Source organism: Granulicatella elegans, assembly GCF_020735385.1.
Taxonomy (GTDB): domain Bacteria; phylum Bacillota; class Bacilli; order Lactobacillales; family Aerococcaceae; genus Granulicatella; species Granulicatella elegans_B.
On the sequence record NZ_CP085953.1, the window covers coordinates 1844851 to 1862185 of the forward strand.

Here is a 17335-nt window from a genome sequence, read left to right on the forward strand (position 1 = left end):
TGAGACCTAGGCTCAAATTTTAGCCATGAGACAGCATTTGCTGGCTGCTGGCGACCTTGCTACGTAAGGAAAGTTTTTTTCTTTTTATCGATTAACCAACCGAGCCCTCCATCTCATAAGAAATCAATCGGTTTAATTCAACTGCATATTCCATTGGAAGTTCTTTTGTAAATGGTTCAACGAATCCCATTACAATCATCTCTGTTGCTTCAGATTCACTAATTCCTCTACTCATTAAGTAGAATAATTGTTCTTCAGAAATTTTTGATACTTTCGCTTCATGTTCTAAAGCGACTTTATCATTATGAATTTCGTTAAATGGAATCGTATCTGATTTCGATAAATCATCCATAATAATCGTGTCACATTCGATATGAGAAATTGAATAATCAGATTTCTTACTGAATGTTACTTGTCCACGATAGTTTACGATACCACCATCTTTTGCGATTGATTTTGAAACAATCGAACTTGATGTATGAGGTGCATTATGAATCATTTTTGCTCCTGTATCTTGATGTTGTCCTTCTCCTGCAAAGGCAATGGATAACATTGTCCCTTTTGCATAAGGTCCTTCTAAAAATACAGAAGGATATTTCATTGTTGTTTTTGCTCCTAAGTTTCCATCAATCCATTCAACTGTTCCATGAGCTGCTGCACGAGCACGTTTAGTTACAAGATTATAAACATTGTCAGACCAGTTTTGAATCGTTGTATAACGGCAATATCCACCTTCTTCTACGAAGATTTCTACAATTGCAGCATGTAAGCTGTTAGATGAATAAGTTGGTGCTGTACAACCTTCAACATAATGTACACTTGCGCCTTCATCTACAATAATTAATGTACGTTCAAATTGACCCATATTTTGGTCATTAATACGGAAATAGGTTTGAAGTGGAACATCACATTTTACACCTTTTGGTACGTAAATAAACGTTCCTCCTGACCATACTGCTGAGTTTAATGCTGCTAATTTATTGTCTGTTGGTGGTACTAATTTTGCAAAATATTTTTCGAATAATTCTGGATATTCTTTTAATGCTGAGTCTGTATCCGTGAAGACAATTCCTAGTTTATCGAATTCTTCTTTCATATTGTGATACACAACTTCTGACTCGAACTGTGCAGATGCCCCTGCTAAATAAGCACGTTCTGCTTCTGGAATCCCAATTTTTTCAAATGTATCTTTGATTTTCTCAGGAACATCATCCCAAGAACGAGCTGGTTTATCACTCGCACGTTTGAAATAGGTAATCGCATCAAAATCAATATCTGATAAATCTGCTCCCCATGTTTGCATTGGCATTTTTTCAAATGCTTTTAAAGATTTTAGTCGAAATTCAAGCATCCATTCTGGTTCCTTTTTCATTTTTGAAATTGTACGAACGACTTCTTCGCTTAATCCAACTCCACTATCAAATACGGGCGTTACCTCTTCATGAAAGCCATACTTGTAATCTTCTAATTCTGGAACTCCACTCATTTTTATATTCCTTTCTTGTTTTTCTGTTCAACTGCTTTTTCTAATGCTTTCCATGCTAATGTTGCACATTTGATACGTGCTGGGAATTTAGCAACTCCACTTAGTAAGGCAGCATCTTCTAATCGATCTTCATTCACACTTTGTCCTTGCACTAATTTTGAGAAATCTTCTGCTAATTCCAAAGCTTCGGGTAAAGTTTTTCCTTCTAAAATATCACACATCATACTGGCACTCGCCATACTAATCGAACAACCTTGTCCATCAAATCGAGCACTTGTAATATGACCATCGTCTGATAATTCTAATTGTAACTGTAATACATCGCCACAAGTCGGATTATTCAACTCGATAACTTCAGCTGTTTTTTCAGTTTGAATTCCTTTATGACGAGGAAAATTCGAATGATCTAAAATCACTTGACGATATAATTGATCTAATTTAGATAAAGCCATCTGAGAAAAACTCCTTTACTTTTTGTAATGCTTCTATGAAAAATTCAGCTTCTTCCATTGTATTATAAATATAAAAACTAATACGAGCAGTCGAAGAAACGCATAAATCTCTCATTAAAGGTTGTGCACAATGATGTCCTGCACGAATCGCTACGCCTTCCATATCTAAGGCTGTCGCTAAATCGTGAGAGTGAACGCCATCCATTGTAAATGAAATCACGCCACTTCTTCTTAAAACATCCGTCGGACCATGAACAGTCACACCTTCCATTTGTGTTAATTTGTCATAAACATACGCTACTAATTGTTGTTCATGAGCATGAATCTGATTCATTCCAATTTGTTCTAAGTAATCAATGGCTGCTCCTAATGCAATTCCACCGGCAATATTGGGTGTCCCTGCTTCAAATTTCCATGGAAGTTCATTCCATGTACTTTCTGTGTCATAAACAAAGTCAATCATTTCTCCGCCAAATTCAATGGGTTTCATTTCTTCTAATAATGCTTGCTTCCCATATAAGACACCAATACCTGTTGGAGCTAACATTTTATGACCACTAAACGCATAAAAATCACAATCCAAGTCTTGCACATCAATTTTCATATGAGGTGCTGCTTGAGCTCCATCGACAACTAATACTCCTCCAACTTCATGAACGATTTGTGCTAATGCTTTAATCGGTTGAATCGTCCCTAATACATTGGAAGCATGCGCAATTGAAACAATTTTTGCTTGATGCGTTAAAACTTCTTTTGTAGCTTGTAAATCTAGTTCCCCTTCCTCAGTTAATGGAAGGAAGTTTAAACTAGCTCCTGTTTGAAGTGCTAATTGTTGCCATGGAACAAAATTAGAATGATGCTCCGTTTTACTAATCCAAATCTCATCTCCTTCATGCAGGCGATATTTAGCAAAACCTTGCGCCACCCAATTTAATCCAGTCGTTGTTCCTCTTGTAAACAATACTTCCTTTATCGAAGAAGCATGAATAAAGGTTTGCACTTTTTGACGGCTCGCTTCATAGGAATCTGTTGCTAGTTGGGCTAGTGTATGCACACCACGATGAATATTGGCATTATAATGACGATAATACTCTTCCATACAACGAATCACACTTTCAGGCTTTTGCGTTGTAGCAGCATTATCTAAATACACTAATGGTTCATCATTAACAGTTCTTGTTAAAATTGGAAAATCTTTTCGAATGTGATTACTGTTCATCATTTTTCGCCAACTTTTGATCAATCATTTCTACTAATTCTTTTTGCGTATTTTGTGCTGGAATTGCACTAATAACAGAACCTAAGAATCCACGAATCACTAAACGTTTCGCTTCTGCTTGGCTAATTCCACGGCTTGTTAAGTAGAATAATTGTTCATCATCCACTTGTCCCACACTTGCCGCATGTCCTGCTGTTACTTCATTTTCATCAATTAATAAAATGGGGTTTGCATCTCCACGTCCGCCTTCAGAAAGCATTAATACACGGCTCTCTTGTTGTGCATCTGCGAATTTTGCTCCTTTAATAATATGGCCAATTCCGTTAAATGTTAACGTTGATTTATCAAGAATAACCCCATGTTGTAAAATATGTCCCACTGAGTGGTTTGCATAGTTTGTCACTCTTGTATCGATTCCTTGTACTTGTTTACCAGTTGAAATAGCAACAACATTTACTTTTGCAGTAGAACCTACTCCACGTAATTCACTATCAAAGTCTGCGATTACATTTCCGTCATTCATAATCCCTAATGCCCATTCAATAGTCGCATCTTTTTCTAAATAACCACGACGATTAATGTAGGCATCTGTTGGTTGACCTAATGTATCAACCGCTGCAAAATGAACTTTTGCTCCCTCTTTTGCAATTACTTCTACAATGATATTCGCTGTATTTTTACTGTCTCCAATACTTTCAAAACGTTCCACATAAGATAGTGAACTATTTTCTTCTGCTACAATTAAGACGTGTTTAACAAACGCTTCGTCTACTGTATTATTTTGTACAAAATGAGATTCAACAATGTCTTCTAAAACAACATTTTTAGGAACATAAATGAAAATTCCTGAATTGACCATTGCTGCATGATACGCCGTTAAGCTATCTTCATCTACTGGTACAGCTTTTGTCATATAGTATGATTTCACTAATTCTGGATATTGTTGCAATGCTTCAAATAAATCCATTACTAATACATCTTGCATAGCTGTTTCAACATTCATCTCTTCCCAGTAAGAAACAGCTCCTAATTGAACAATTTTTGCACTTCCTACTGCACTTGGAATGTCTTTTTCTAATTCTGTGATAATTGAGTTTGCTTCTCCAATTTCACTTTGGAATAAATTCCAACGATGGAATTTTACACGTTCAATAAATGGTAATGGTAATTGTTTCGCTAATTCCAATGCTTTTAAACGAATGTCTAAAAACCAATCTGGTTCATTCTTTAGAAGCGAGAATGAAGTCAGTTGTTCTGGTGTTACGGTTAATTTCTCTGCCATTCTCTTTCTCCTATTCTTGATGTTCTAAAGAAATTCCTAATTCTTCACTAATTCCTTTATATCCTTCTGCTTCTAGACGTTTTGCTAATGCTGCATCTCCAGTCATTACCACACGTCCGTCCATCATAATATGAACAACATCTGGTTCAATATAGTTTAATAACCGTTGATAGTGAGTAATAATTAATGATCCAAAGTTTTTTCCACGCATCGCATTAACCCCACGAGAAACAACTTTAAGCGCATCAATATCTAACCCTGAGTCGATTTCATCTAAAATCGCAAAACTTGGCTCAATCATCATTAATTGAAGAATTTCATTGCGTTTCTTTTCTCCACCAGAGAATCCTTCATTTAAATAACGTTCTGCCATTTCTTCTGGCATATCTAAAATCGCCATTTTTTCATCTAATTTTTTAATGAATTCACGAACACCCATTTTATTGTCTTCATCACGACGAGCATTAATGGCTGAACGCATAAATTCCGCATTTGTTACCCCAGCAATTTCACTTGGATATTGCATTGCTAAAAATAGACCTGCACGAGCACGTTCATCTACTTCCATTTCAAGAACGTTTTCTCCGTCTAATAAGATTTCACCTTCTGTTACTTCATAACTTGGATGTCCCATAATCGCTGCTGAAAGCGTTGATTTTCCTGTTCCATTTGGTCCCATAACCGCATGGATTTCTCCAGTATTGATAGTTAAATTCACACCTTTTAAAATTTCTTTATCTTCAATTGACACATGTAAATTTTTAATTTCTAATGTTGCCATTATTAAGCCCCTTTCAAACTAAATCCTCAATCATATAACAGAATTTTTTCTGTCACATTAAAAATATTTTATCCTAAATGAGAACGATTATCAAAAAATAACGTTTCGAATTCATATCTTCTACTGCAACTTTTTCACTAATTTTCATATAAAAACTTTTCATTTTTATGAAAATGGAGTATTATATAAACTACTTACAATGCGAAAGGGGAAAATCAGATGCAACAATATCCTTTAATAGGAATTTCAGGGAATCATTGTCAAGATCATACTGAACAAGATCCCTATTTATTATCCTATGCACCAAATGGATTTGTTACTGGATTAGAAAAAGCAAAAGCCATTCCAGTAATTTTACCGATTGTTTCTCGAGAAACAGCTCACGAATATATTTCACGAGTTGACGCATTAGTTTTATCTGGAGGACAAGATGTTTCACCTCTACTGTATGGAGAAGAACCTCATTTAAAATTAGGAAGAACTTATCCAGTAAGAGATACCTTTGATCTTGCACTCATTGAAGAAGCTTATCGTCAACGTAAACCTATTCTAGCAGTCTGTCGAGGCTTTCAAATTTTAAATGTTGCCTTTGGAGGAACCTTATATCAAGACTTACAATCGCAATATACAGAATCGAATATTTTACATTTGCAAAAAACGATGCCTTCAATGGCAACACACTCCATTGAAATTACAGAAGATAGTGAATTAGCTAAAATTCTTGGAACTAAAGCGGCGATTAATTCTTATCATCATCAAGGGATTAAAGAGCTTGCTTCAAATTTCAAAGCTGTTGCTTGGAGTGCCGATGGATTAATTGAAGCTTTTGAGTCTAATGAAGAAGGACAGTATATTATTGCTCTTCAAGGTCATCCAGAAGCTATGATTAGTACAGATAAAGGAATGCAAGAATTGTTCAACCATTTTGTACAATACATAAGAGAGAGAAGACTTTTCTGATATGTAGTATTTAGGACGCCAGCAGACTCGCAAGGTCTGCTGGCGTCCTTTTTGCTACTTCACAGAAAAGTCTATTTCTGTAGATTGTTATATCTTCTTAAATTTCGCAATGAATGCTAATACTGGGCTTAGTGTTTTTGTAAAGTTTCCAACTGGTTGAACAAGTCTTCCTCCAAATTGACGTTTGAAGTTAAAGTTTCCTTCATTTTGGTTCGCTTGATTTGTTTCAATCGTTCCATAGAAATTATAATACTTAAACCCATTGTCTTTCGCATATTTCATCATTTCCCAATTCAATAAGCTTGAACCTCCAAAGTTTAAGTACTCTTCATGAGAACCACCAAATACTGAAATAACTTCATCACCATAACACATAAATAAATATCCTGATAAAGCTAACATTGGATTATGAATATCTAATGCTTCAAATGTTGCTTTACGTTTTTGATAACTCGCTAATTGATCCTTAGCATCCGTAATCAATCCACGTGTTTTCTTCACATGTTTTCCTTCTGCTTCACGGACTGCTAATTCTTTTTCCAACTCTTCTACTCGATTTGTAAAGAATTCAATTCTTTCATCGTAATAAGCTTTATACGCATTTACATCTAAGAAGGCAACCATATATTTTACTTTATCTTGGAAAGCTTCTTTCATTTGTTGAAAATAACTAAAATCTTGTACACGGAATCCTTTACGAATAGATGTCTCACTTAAAATCGAATAGAAAATTTCTAAATCATCTAATTCTAATTCACGAATGGTAATATGAGATTCTACCGCTTTACGTAAGTCACGTTTTAATGAATTCGAATAATCTTTATAAATCGCTTCGCTATCTTCATATTCTGATAAATCTTTTCTAAATAATTGCCCTATAACTGCTCGACCATCTAAATCAAGAAAACGATCATATCCAACTTGTTCAAAGTTCGCTAATAATTCTGGATAACGGCACTCTTCTAGAACTTCTAGAGATTCATTAATGACTTTATTCATCATATATGGATTCATTTCCACTCTGGCAATGCCTTGTTCTTTCAAGAATTCTTCTAAACTTTCTAACATTTGAGGAAGTTCAGAAATTTTATCTTCTGCAAATAACGGTCCTTGAATTATAACGGCTTCTTTGAAAAATCTAAAACGTCTACGGGTTCCTACTAAACCTTGAGCAATCCATTCGTCACCTTCTGTCCAAGCAATAAAGAATACTTCTTCAAATACGCTACGTTTTTGATGCACTTCTGCCATCTGTTTCGTTTGTAAAAAATTAACACTCTTAAAACTTTCTTGATGTTGTTCAAAAACTTCTGCTGTAATCAATTGTACTTGCATGCTAGTTTCCACACCCTTCTTTCTTCTCACAAACGATTGGTAAATCTTCGTCTAATAAGCTCGCAAATGTAGCTTCGTCCACTTCTTCTAATGTATAAATCCAGTTCACAGTTGTATCGACTTGGTTTAACATTTCAGGATTATCTTCTAATGCCGTATGCCAAGCAACTACTTTTCCAGATAATGGACTAACGAATTCTGTGACAGCTTTTGCTGCTTCCACACTCATAAATGAATCTTCTGTTGTTAAGGTTTCTTGAATCAATAATTCAACAAAACTAACATCTCCAATATCATCTTGACCTTTTGGAGAAATTCCTACTGTATAACGATTTTCTTCTTGTTTAATCCATAAACCATTTTCACTATATTTAATCATTTAGTCCGCCTTTCAATAATTGTTCATATTGTTCTTCTTTAAATCCGAAAAACACCGCTTCTTCAGATACTAATAATGGACGTTTGATAAGCATTCCATCACTGGCTAGTAATTCCATCGCTTTAGAAGTTTCCATTGTTTTAATGACATCTTTTAATCCCAATTTACGATATAATTCTCCACTCGTATTAAACACTTTTGTGAGTGGTAATCCGCTTTTTTCAACTAGAGCTTGTAATTCTTCTGCGGATGGATAAACTTCACGAATATCTTTTACTTCAAATGCAATATTGTTTCCTTCTAACCATTTTAAAGCTTTTTTACAAGTTGTACATTTTGGATGGCTATAAATGATCATGTTCTTTCTCTCCCTATGCTCTTGCTTTTATAAATTCTTCTGATAATTGTTTTTGTCTTGGTTTTTGAGTAAATTCATCTTCATCTTCCCCGAAAATATTACTATTGAAATGATATCTCATTGACATCATTAATCCAATCCCCATCATATTTCCTAATAGAGAAGATCCACCTTGCGAAATAAATGGCAATGGAATCCCTGTTAATGGTAATAGTCCAATCGTCATTCCAATATTTTCTACAACGTGGAATAAAATCATCATAATAACTCCCGTTGCAATATAAGAATAAAATTCATTTTTTGTATCAAAACACACTCGAATCATTTGATAAATTAAAATGAAATACACGGTAATTAAGAATGTTCCACCTAGGAATCCAAAATTTTCACCAATGGTTGCAAAAATTAAATCTGACTCACGAACAGGAACATACACTTCTGAGTGTCCATATCCTTTACCGAACATTTTCCCTGAACCGATAGCTTTCAAGCTTTGGAACAATTGGAATCCTGCTCCACCTTGGTCTCGATATGGATCTAACCATGAATCGATACGACCAAATTGATAATTTTTGAATCCGATATTTAATAATATTTGTCGGTTGTAAACTACTAAGTAAATGAGTAATGAACCAACTAAAACGGCTGTTAAAATTAATGGTAATAAGATTTTCCAGCTTATTCCTGACATAATCATGACGCCGCCTAGAATCATTAAGAATACTAATGTTGTTCCTAAGTCATTTTGTAAGATAACGAGTATTAATGCTGGTAATGAAACGGCGATTAATTTCGCAAATAGGTACCAGTCTGTACTTCTTGTTCGGTACTTCGTGAATTGGTTATGATTGGTCGCTACTTTTGCCAGCATCAGAATGTAAAATATTTTTACGATTTCTGATGGTTGGAAGGAGAAGTTGGCGATTCTGAACCAACTTTTTGCACCGGTTGCGGCTGCGGTTCCTCTGTCGTAAAAGAATAGGACAGCTACTAGGAGTAAGAGTCCTATAATGTAAGTCAGGTTTGTAAGTTTCCATAGTTGTTCTGAGTCAAATTGCATAATGATGACTATGGCGATTGTTCCGATGACGTACCATACAAATTGCATGAAGACGGTTCTGAGTGAGCCGTTTGCTACTTGAAGGTAGGTGGTTGATAGTAGTGTTGCTATGCTGATAAGTGCTAGTAATAAGACGGGGAGAATGATTCCGTAATCTATTCTTGCATCTTGTTCGTCATACATGATTTTTCTTCTCATTTTGTTCTCCTCTTCTGTTATTGTATCTAATAATCTGCCTTCTTATTGTAACATAGAAACGAATGGAAATGCTAATTCAATCGTAGTCTTTATTCTTTTTTAGAAAAGCTCATGAATAGAAACAGAAATAAGAAACGTAAAAAACGACAAGTGCCGGTTGGATACTTGTCGTTTTTTTCATCATTTAACTAAATTATTTACCTTCAGCTAATACACGTTCTTGTTCTACTGCAGCTTGTCCTAAGATGTTTAAGTAGTTCCATGGACGGTCGAATACTGGTTGGAAGAAGAAGTCTACGTATGCTAAGTCTTCGATTGTCATTTTGTTTTGGATTGCTAATGACAATGTGTTTGCAGAAGCTGTACAGTCGTATTTAGACATTACTTGTCCACCTACGATACGGTTTGTACCTACTTCGTAAACTAATTTCATGTAGATTTTTTCGTATGTTGGCATGAATTCTGGACGGTGGTTATCTACCACGTATACAGCACGTACATCTAAACCAAAGTGAGGTGCGCTACCTACGTTTACACCTGTTGAACCAATGTTCCATCCGAATAAGTGTAATCCTGATGTAGATTGTGTTCCACGGTATTTAACTTTGTGTCCGTTAATGTTTTTACCAACTAAAGCGCCCATACGTACAGCGTTTGTTGCTAATGGAATGTATGCGTGTCCTCCGTTAGGGTTGTAGTTAACAGCACAGCTATCTCCTGCTGCGAATACATCTTTAACAGATGTTTCCATGTAGTCGTTAACAATGATTGCACCGTTAGGCATTGTTTCTAATTGGTCTTTTACTAAGTCGTTGTTTGGACGGAAACCTACACATAAGATAACCATGTCAGCTTCGTATTCGCCACCTGAAGTTACAACTTTGTTTACAACTCCGTTTTCGCCTTCGAATGATTTAACCATTTCGTTTAAGCGAACTTGTACACCACGTTCACGTAAGTCTTCTTCTAAGATATCAGTGAATTCTGGGTCTAAGTATTTGTTTAAGATACGGTCTAATCCGTCAACTAATGTTACTTCTTTACCTTCTAAAGCAAATGCTTCTACTAATTCGATACCGATGTATCCACCACCGACAACAACGATTTTCTTCTTGTCAGTTTGCTTTGCAAAGATTTCTTTAGCTTGGTTATAGTTTTTACATAATTGAACGTTTTCTAATTCACGTCCTGGGATTGGAGGAAGAATTGGCCAAGAACCAGTTGTTAAAACTAATTTATCAAAAGTTTCTGTTTTTTCTTCTCCTGATTTTAAATCTTTAACTGTTAAAGATTTACCTTTTGTATCGATGCTTGTTACATCATGTTCCATATGAACTTCAGCACCTAATGAAGCTAATTCTTCTGGACTAGAATAGAATAAGCCTTGAGGGTCTTTCACAACTCCTCCTACGTATAACGCAATACCGCATGATAAGAATGATACATTGTCATTTCTTTCATATACTACGACTTGTGCGCCTGGGTTATCATTTAAAATTGTTTTTACTGCAGCAGTACCCGCATGAGTACAGCCAACTACTACAACTTTCATTATATGTTAGCCTCCTAAATTTTCATGATAAATAAGAATGATTCTCATCTACAGCTGTTATCGTATAAAATTTTTCAATTAAAAGCAAACGTTTTGCTTCAATTTTTAACAATTTTTTTATTTTAGTTTTAAACTCGTAATTGTTTCAATTATTATATCATTTTTAAAAGGCAGAAGGATTTTCATGCTGTAATGATTCTTCATCAACTCTACTAACAAACTCTCTTAAAAATCGTTTACGTTCTTTTTAATAAAAATACCGTGGACAACATTCATCCACGGCAAATCATTTTACAAAATATATTCTGCGAGTAAACGTTCGAAAGATTGTACAGTAACTTTTAAACATTTTAAAATTATAATTAATCTTGCGAATACTCATTTAGCATAGAAGTATTCTTCTAATTTCTATTAATTAATTCATTAATAACTTTATCCTTCATAGTACTTTCAACAATTCTATAATTTGATTGCCATAAAGTTTTCATTTTTCCAACACTTTGTGGATTAGTATCTGTTTCAAATGTATTTTGAACTAACCTAACTCCACATTCTTGCCAAACTTCTATTGGATCAAATCTCCATTGAATACTTCCATTTTCATCTTTCTTAATTAATGCTCTAAAAGCTCCAAAAATTGGTAATAAAAATCCAGAAGAAATTTCATAAGGAATAGTTTCTCGAGTAAAATCTGAATGAAATGAGGACTTACTTTCTTGAGCAGAAGTTACCCCTCTTACTCTTCCAAATGATCCTTTAAATCCGTTCTCTTCTTTAAATTCTTTATACTTCTGTGACATTTCAATTTGAATACATTCATATAATTCTACTAACTTAGGTAATAACGGAGATAAACTTAAGTAGATATTGTCTTCACAACTTAATTCCTTTTTAAAATCTTTAAAAACACTAGCTTTTGCTGAATAAGCTTGAGTAGGGGCTGATGAATCATCAGGATATCTTTTTACATTAAACATAAACATAAGCTTTAATAATTCTACTACCGGAATAGGCTTATTTTCATTATCTTTATATGCAACATCATCCTTAAAAGGCATTTCACTAATAGCTTCTTTAACAAAATCAAATTTATCATCTAACTCAAATAGTGCTATATCACTTACTTGAATTGAGGTATTTCTCGCATCTGCTAATTCAGTTACATTTAGTGTATCACCTACAATTATTTCCAATCTAACATATTTATTAATATCATCTATCATTGATTCACGATTTTCTATTATCGCTGTATAAGTATGACCTCCATCTAGAATCCCATATTTTGATGAATCATCCGAAAAATCAACAGAAATTTCACTAGTAGAATTATTAAAATGAACTGATTTTGCAGTTAAAACAATCCCTCTATTATTAATATCAAAATTAATATTAGAATTAGATTTCACTGCGTTAATTAATTGTTTAGCAACGGAAGTGTTCATTTTTGGTTTTCTAGGATTAACTTCTAAAGATAAATTATTTGGTAAGTCTCTAAATTCAGTTAATGCTAAATAGGTTGTAATATTTTCATCAGATGGTGAACTGAAAGTTCTCAAAGCTTTTACTTTAAATTTGTTTACAGTCATTAGAATTTCTCCTTTAATTGTGTTATTTTTTATAAAAATATCATATTTTTTCCTAAAAACAAAGAAACCTTGGTACCTTTTTGTGATATAATGTACACATGACTAAGAGAAAAAATATAATAATAACTTATTTAAAATTGGAGAAATTATTAAGTTTCATCGATTAAACTTATCTTTAAACAGTAGCAGAGAAAATTTTCTTGTTGATAGAATAAATAAAGGTATTTTAAATGAGAATGGCATTTCTCTAGAAACCTTAAAAAATATAGAAAACGGAAATACATTACCTAGTCTACCTACATTAAAACTTCTTGCTAATTTGTTAGAAATAGATTTTTTTGAACTTTTAAAGGAAATTTACGACTATATTTAAAAAGGAGTGAAGAAAGTTTTATAATTTTGGTGTTAATTTTTTCTAAAAGTTAATTATAACTAATAATACTGAGGTATTTAAATAAATTTCCTCAGTTTTCTCTTACTACTTCAATCATTTCCTCAAATTCATCATTCAACAAATGCATTTCATCTGTATCCATAAATTTTTGGTAAATCATGTCTAATGCTTCTTGATTGTTGATATCTTTTTCGATACTAATTAATGCTGTTACAAATGTTTTGTAATCTTTTTGCATCATTGCTTCAATAGTTCTTTTTGTTTCTAAAAATTCCAGTTTTCTACTTCCTATCTTTTCATTTTGTACTTATAGTATAGCATTAAACCTCCCACATTTCTCCAACAAAAAAGTACTCTACTGATCGTAAAGTACTTTGATTATTTTTATTTTTTCCTAACAAGCTATGCCTGAACAATTTTAACGAATAAACATTAATACAACGAGAAATAAAACGATTTCTAATATATAAGTCAATGCTAGTATTAGAATCCAGTTTAGCAAAACTTTAACAAAAAAATTTTGTTTGATGAATTCTATTTTTTCCAATTTAATAACCAGACACTTCCAACTGCTGGTACGATGCTCCATTGATGTACTAATATCCATCTAAATATGGAATATTCATATTCACCATTCATTTCAATATATAGAAGAGCCATTTTCATCGTTGCTAGTGCAGAGACTAAGAATACGATAGCGACCACTATCTTCTGTTTTAGTGTTAATGATTGTTGTTTTTCCATCATTTTGATGCCACTCCTTCTTGAATTTAAGCAAATTGTACTTTATTCCTTTTTATTAGTAAATATTTTTTCTAAAGCGCATCTAATCATCAAAACATGTATCCTATGATTAACATTTTCTTTTAATTCTATTTCTTCTCTATATTATTCTCACCTCTTCTTTCCATTTTCAAACCATTGCCGTTATGTCATAATTGTCTTATAATAAATTACATTTAAAAAAGGAGATTCGTTATGAAATTTTATTCTTATGAATATGTATTAGGGCAAATTAGTCAGCAGGATTGGGTAATGGTTATTCTTTCTGCGTTATTAATTTTTGTGACTGGATTTTTAGCTTATCAAGATAAACGTGGTAGTAAGTTTCGTGAATTATCAATTATTTCAATTTTAGCTTTAGTAGCGATTGTTTTGATAGGAATTTCTAATTTACAAAGTAATCAATCTACAAATAATCAATTCCGTAATTCTTTAAACTTTATTGAAATTGTTTCAAAAGAATTAGGGGTAGATAAAGAAAAGATTTATGTGAATACTTCTTCTACGACTGATGGAGTTATTATCAAAGTTGGAAATCAATTTTATCGTGCTTTAAATGGCTCTAACAAGGATAGTTATTTATTAGAGAAGATGGAATTATATAAATCAGATGTTGAACTTGTGGAGGTTAAAAAATAATGAGCTTTTTTATTACAATTGCGATTAAGTTAGCTTTAGGTCTTATTTCTTTAGTATTTGTTATTAATATAACTGGTAAAGGAAAGTTAGCACCAAGTTCTGCAGTAGACCAAGTACAAAACTTTGTTCTCGGGGGAATTATTGGTGGGATTATTTACAATAGTTCGATTTCAATTCTTCAGTATGTAGTTATTTTAATTATTTGGACTATTTTAATCTTACTGTTGAAATGGTTAAATACAAATGTTGCAGTTATTAAGCAATTAATTGACGGTAAACCTGTAATGATTATTAAAAATGGAAAATTAGACCCAGAAGCTTGTCGTTCTAAAGGTTTATCTGCTTCAGATGTAGCTCTTAAATTACGTTCTCAAGGTGTATTCCAATTAAAAGATGTAAAAAGAGCTGTCATTGAACAAAATGGGTAATTTATTATTGTAAAAATGGGCGATGAAAATCCTAAATAACCAATTATTACGGACAGTGTTGTTCAAACGAAAATTTTAGATACAATTGGTAAATCTGAAGAATGGTTGATGGAAAAATTACAAAAAGAAGGCTATGATAATGTAGCAGATATTTTCATTGCTGAATATGATAGAGGTAAAATTAATATCGTGACTTATTAATCATTGAATGGATGATCCATAAATTGATTGAGCATTTAATTTGCTTTTAGAAATCAGAATTTATATACTTTAGCTACTATCTAGTTTAACGATGATTACTCTTCTTTGAACTAGGTATAAACTAATAAATGGAGGTAATCTCATGTCAGCAGAAGAAAAATCAAACCAAGTTGCTGGTTCTATCAAAGAAGGTTTTGGTAAATTAACTGGCGACAAAAAACTTGAAACTAAAGGAGCTACTGAACAAGTAGTTTCTAAAGTAAAAGAAGTTGCTGAAGATGCAAAAGATGCTGTTGAAGGCGCTATTGAAGGTGTTAAAAACACCTTTAAAAAAGATTAATAACAATAATCAAAGAGGCTGGGCAAAAAGTCTCAAAAATAGAAGAAAGCACTATAAAATTCTGAAACAGGATTTTATAGTGCTTTTTAGTCTTATAAATTAAACATAGGAGTCTACCTCTGTTATAATAAGTTTGAATGAAATAAAATAAGAAAGGGTGACTCCTATGTACAAAAATTATACCACACCAACAGATACTTTAGAACTAAATTTTACATTAACCGTCCCTAAAAACCACATTGCTCAATTTATTAATCAGTTTGTAGATTCTATTCCAGATTCTATTATCTTTCCTAATACAACATCAAAAATGGGTAGACCTGCTCATCATCCTCGTATGTTATTAAAAATGATTCTCTTCGCTTATACTCGTTCTACGTATAGTGGTAGAAAAATTGTTCAATTAAATGAAGAAAATATTCCGATGCAGTGGCTTTCTCAACAAACTTATGTCTGTTACCATGTTATTAATAATTTTAGAAGTAATGAACAGTTTTCCTCTATCATTAAAAACATTTTCGTATACTTTACTTTATTACTCCAACACTATCATATTATTGATTCAGATAGTTTATTTATTGATGGTACAAAAGTTCAAGCAGATGCCAATCGTTATTCATTTGTATGGCGTAAAGCTATTGAAAGATATGATGAAGCTTTAAATGAAAAAATTAGTACATTATATGATCAATTAATTCAAAATCAAGTGAATATTGCTTTATCAGAAGAAGAAAAAATTACTGAATATGGTGTTCATGCCATGATTGAAGCTACTAATAACTCTCTAGAACAGTTAGAAGAACTCATTGAAGAAGAACCTAAACATATTGTTGGTGGTTCTAAAAACAAACAGAAAAAACGCTTGTTAAATTCTTTTAAACGTCAACTTGAAAAAGATTTTCTGCCTCGTAAAGAAAAATATACGATAGCTAAGGAAACATTTGATAACCGGAATAGTTATTCTAAAACAGATAACGATGCTACTTTTATGTGTATGAAAGAAGATGCCATGAAAAATCGAGAATTAAAACCTGGCTATAATCTTCAAATCGCAACGAATCATCAATATGTTTTAGGTTTTGATGTATTTCCTAATCCTACAGATATGCGTACTCTTAAACCATTTTTAAATTCATTTAAACTATTAGACAAATTTTCTATTATTATTGCGGATGCTGGATACGGTAGTGAAGAAAACTATCAATTGATTCTTGAAGAGTATGAAAAGACACCTTTGATTCCTTACACAATGTACGAAAAAGAACAAACGAAGAAATTTAAAAATGATCCATCTAATAGACAAAATTGGTATTACAATGAAGAGGAAGATTATTATATTGATCATTTAGGTGTAAAATTTAGTTTTAAATATTATTCAACAAGAAACGATAAGAATGGATTTACTCGTAGATTTAAAGTGTATGAGACAGATTCAATTCAAGAAACAGAAGCATTGGATGAATTAGCGAAAACTCCTACTGGACAACAACGTCAAATCCGTGTAAACCAAGTTTGGGAATCTTATAAAGAAACGATTAAAGAAGCGTTACATAGTGACCGTGGAAGTAGTATATATGCTCAACGAAAAATTGAAGTTGAGCCAGTTTTCGGTCAAATGAAGCGCAATTTTGGCATGCGCAGAACTCATGTTAGAGGTAAAAATGCAGTTCATAATGACATTGGTCTGCTCTTTTTAGGGATGAATTTGCAGAGATTAAGGAAATATATCTTAAATAATATGAATCAAGGGTGGTTTATCCCCCTTGATTTTACTGAATTTATTAAAAAGCACGTCCTAATTTTGATTTCAGTCAAAATCGGGACGTGCTTTCTTCTATTTTTGAGACTTTTTGCCCAGCCTCTTTTTTCTTTTATGAATTTAATATTTCAATCATAAACATA

At 32.8% G+C, this 17335-nt stretch carries 18 protein-coding genes and 1 pseudogene; 6 read left to right on the top strand and 13 right to left on the bottom strand.

The window, feature by feature from the left end; all coding sequences use genetic code 11:
- Positions 1-91: 91 nt before the first annotated feature.
- Genes sufB through sufC form a run of 5 tightly spaced genes read right to left on the bottom strand, consistent with a single transcriptional unit; the run spans position 92 to position 5220 of the window.
- Positions 92-1486: a Fe-S cluster assembly protein SufB gene (gene sufB / locus LK443_RS09120; protein ID WP_227931588.1), complete on the bottom strand. Its 1395-nt coding sequence runs from the start codon at positions 1484-1486 to the stop codon at positions 92-94.
- A gap of 2 nt (positions 1487-1488) precedes the next feature.
- Positions 1489-1938 carry a Fe-S cluster assembly sulfur transfer protein SufU gene (gene sufU, locus LK443_RS09125; RefSeq protein ID WP_227931589.1) on the bottom strand — a complete coding sequence of 150 codons (450 nt, stop codon included), beginning with the start codon at positions 1936-1938 and terminating at the stop codon, positions 1489-1491.
- Entirely contained in the window at positions 1925-3160 is a 1236-nt protein-coding gene (locus LK443_RS09130) for a cysteine desulfurase (RefSeq protein WP_322563559.1), read from the bottom strand. The genes sufU and LK443_RS09130 overlap by 14 nt, the downstream gene beginning before the upstream one ends.
- On the bottom strand, positions 3147-4439 hold the full coding sequence (gene sufD / locus LK443_RS09135; RefSeq protein ID WP_227931590.1) for a Fe-S cluster assembly protein SufD: 1293 nt from the start codon (positions 4437-4439) through the stop codon (positions 3147-3149). The genes LK443_RS09130 and sufD overlap by 14 nt, the downstream gene beginning before the upstream one ends.
- Before the next feature lie 10 nt (positions 4440-4449).
- Positions 4450-5220, bottom strand: a complete 771-nt coding sequence (gene sufC, locus LK443_RS09140; RefSeq protein ID WP_227931591.1) for a Fe-S cluster assembly ATPase SufC — start codon at positions 5218-5220, stop codon at positions 4450-4452.
- Between the two features lie 219 nt (positions 5221-5439).
- On the opposite strand from sufC, the gene LK443_RS09145 reads away from it, so the two are divergent.
- The gene (locus LK443_RS09145; RefSeq protein WP_227931592.1) at positions 5440-6180 is read left to right on the top strand and encodes a gamma-glutamyl-gamma-aminobutyrate hydrolase family protein; all 741 of its coding nucleotides are present in this window, start codon (positions 5440-5442) and stop codon (positions 6178-6180) included.
- 87 nt (positions 6181-6267) lie between these two features.
- Here the strand turns inward: LK443_RS09145 and LK443_RS09150 are convergent, their stop codons facing one another.
- The 6 genes from LK443_RS09150 to LK443_RS09175 all read right to left on the bottom strand — a co-directional run bounded on the left by LK443_RS09150 (position 6268) and on the right by LK443_RS09175 (position 12648).
- Complete coding sequence (locus LK443_RS09150; protein ID WP_227931593.1) at positions 6268-7515, bottom strand: lipid II:glycine glycyltransferase FemX; 1248 nt, start codon at positions 7513-7515, stop codon at positions 6268-6270.
- A gap of 1 nt (position 7516) precedes the next feature.
- The gene (locus tag LK443_RS09155; RefSeq protein ID WP_227931594.1) at positions 7517-7894 is read right to left on the bottom strand and encodes a glycine cleavage system protein H; all 378 of its coding nucleotides are present in this window, start codon (positions 7892-7894) and stop codon (positions 7517-7519) included.
- On the bottom strand, positions 7887-8252 hold the full coding sequence (locus LK443_RS09160; protein ID WP_227931595.1) for an arsenate reductase family protein: 366 nt from the start codon (positions 8250-8252) through the stop codon (positions 7887-7889). Before LK443_RS09160 ends, LK443_RS09155 begins: the two co-directional genes overlap by 8 nt.
- Before the next feature lie 13 nt (positions 8253-8265).
- Positions 8266-9510 carry an FtsW/RodA/SpoVE family cell cycle protein gene (locus LK443_RS09165; RefSeq protein WP_227931596.1) on the bottom strand — a complete coding sequence of 415 codons (1245 nt, stop codon included), beginning with the start codon at positions 9508-9510 and terminating at the stop codon, positions 8266-8268.
- A 193-nt stretch (positions 9511-9703) separates the two neighbouring features.
- Positions 9704-11062, bottom strand: coding sequence for an FAD-dependent oxidoreductase (locus LK443_RS09170; protein WP_227931597.1), 1359 nt, complete (start codon positions 11060-11062; stop codon positions 9704-9706).
- A 401-nt stretch (positions 11063-11463) separates the two neighbouring features.
- The gene (locus tag LK443_RS09175) at positions 11464-12648 is read right to left on the bottom strand and encodes an AIPR family protein (RefSeq protein ID WP_227931598.1); all 1185 of its coding nucleotides are present in this window, start codon (positions 12646-12648) and stop codon (positions 11464-11466) included.
- A 265-nt stretch (positions 12649-12913) separates the two neighbouring features.
- Between LK443_RS09175 and LK443_RS09585 the strand changes: the two genes are divergently transcribed.
- On the top strand, positions 12914-13021 hold the full coding sequence (locus tag LK443_RS09585) for a hypothetical protein (RefSeq protein ID WP_416217921.1): 108 nt from the start codon (positions 12914-12916) through the stop codon (positions 13019-13021).
- A 91-nt stretch (positions 13022-13112) separates the two neighbouring features.
- Here the strand turns inward: LK443_RS09585 and LK443_RS09185 are convergent, their stop codons facing one another.
- The gene (locus LK443_RS09185) at positions 13113-13283 is read right to left on the bottom strand and encodes a hypothetical protein (RefSeq protein WP_227931599.1); all 171 of its coding nucleotides are present in this window, start codon (positions 13281-13283) and stop codon (positions 13113-13115) included.
- 293 nt (positions 13284-13576) lie between these two features.
- Positions 13577-13789 carry a hypothetical protein gene (locus tag LK443_RS09190; RefSeq protein WP_227931600.1) on the bottom strand — a complete coding sequence of 71 codons (213 nt, stop codon included), beginning with the start codon at positions 13787-13789 and terminating at the stop codon, positions 13577-13579.
- A 231-nt stretch (positions 13790-14020) separates the two neighbouring features.
- Between LK443_RS09190 and LK443_RS09195 the strand changes: the two genes are divergently transcribed.
- The 4 genes and pseudogenes from LK443_RS09195 (at position 14021) to LK443_RS09210 (ending at position 17330) form a co-directional block, all read left to right on the top strand.
- Positions 14021-14464, top strand: coding sequence for a DUF3290 family protein (locus tag LK443_RS09195; RefSeq protein ID WP_227931601.1), 444 nt, complete (start codon positions 14021-14023; stop codon positions 14462-14464).
- Positions 14464-15093: pseudogene (locus LK443_RS09200) on the top strand (DUF421 domain-containing protein). Before LK443_RS09195 ends, LK443_RS09200 begins: the two are co-directional and overlap by 1 nt.
- A gap of 142 nt (positions 15094-15235) precedes the next feature.
- The gene (locus LK443_RS09205; RefSeq protein ID WP_227931602.1) at positions 15236-15433 is read left to right on the top strand and encodes a CsbD family protein; all 198 of its coding nucleotides are present in this window, start codon (positions 15236-15238) and stop codon (positions 15431-15433) included.
- 166 nt (positions 15434-15599) lie between these two features.
- Complete coding sequence (locus LK443_RS09210) at positions 15600-17330, top strand: IS1182 family transposase (protein WP_227931603.1); 1731 nt, start codon at positions 15600-15602, stop codon at positions 17328-17330.
- The last annotated feature ends 5 nt before the right edge of the window (positions 17331-17335 follow it).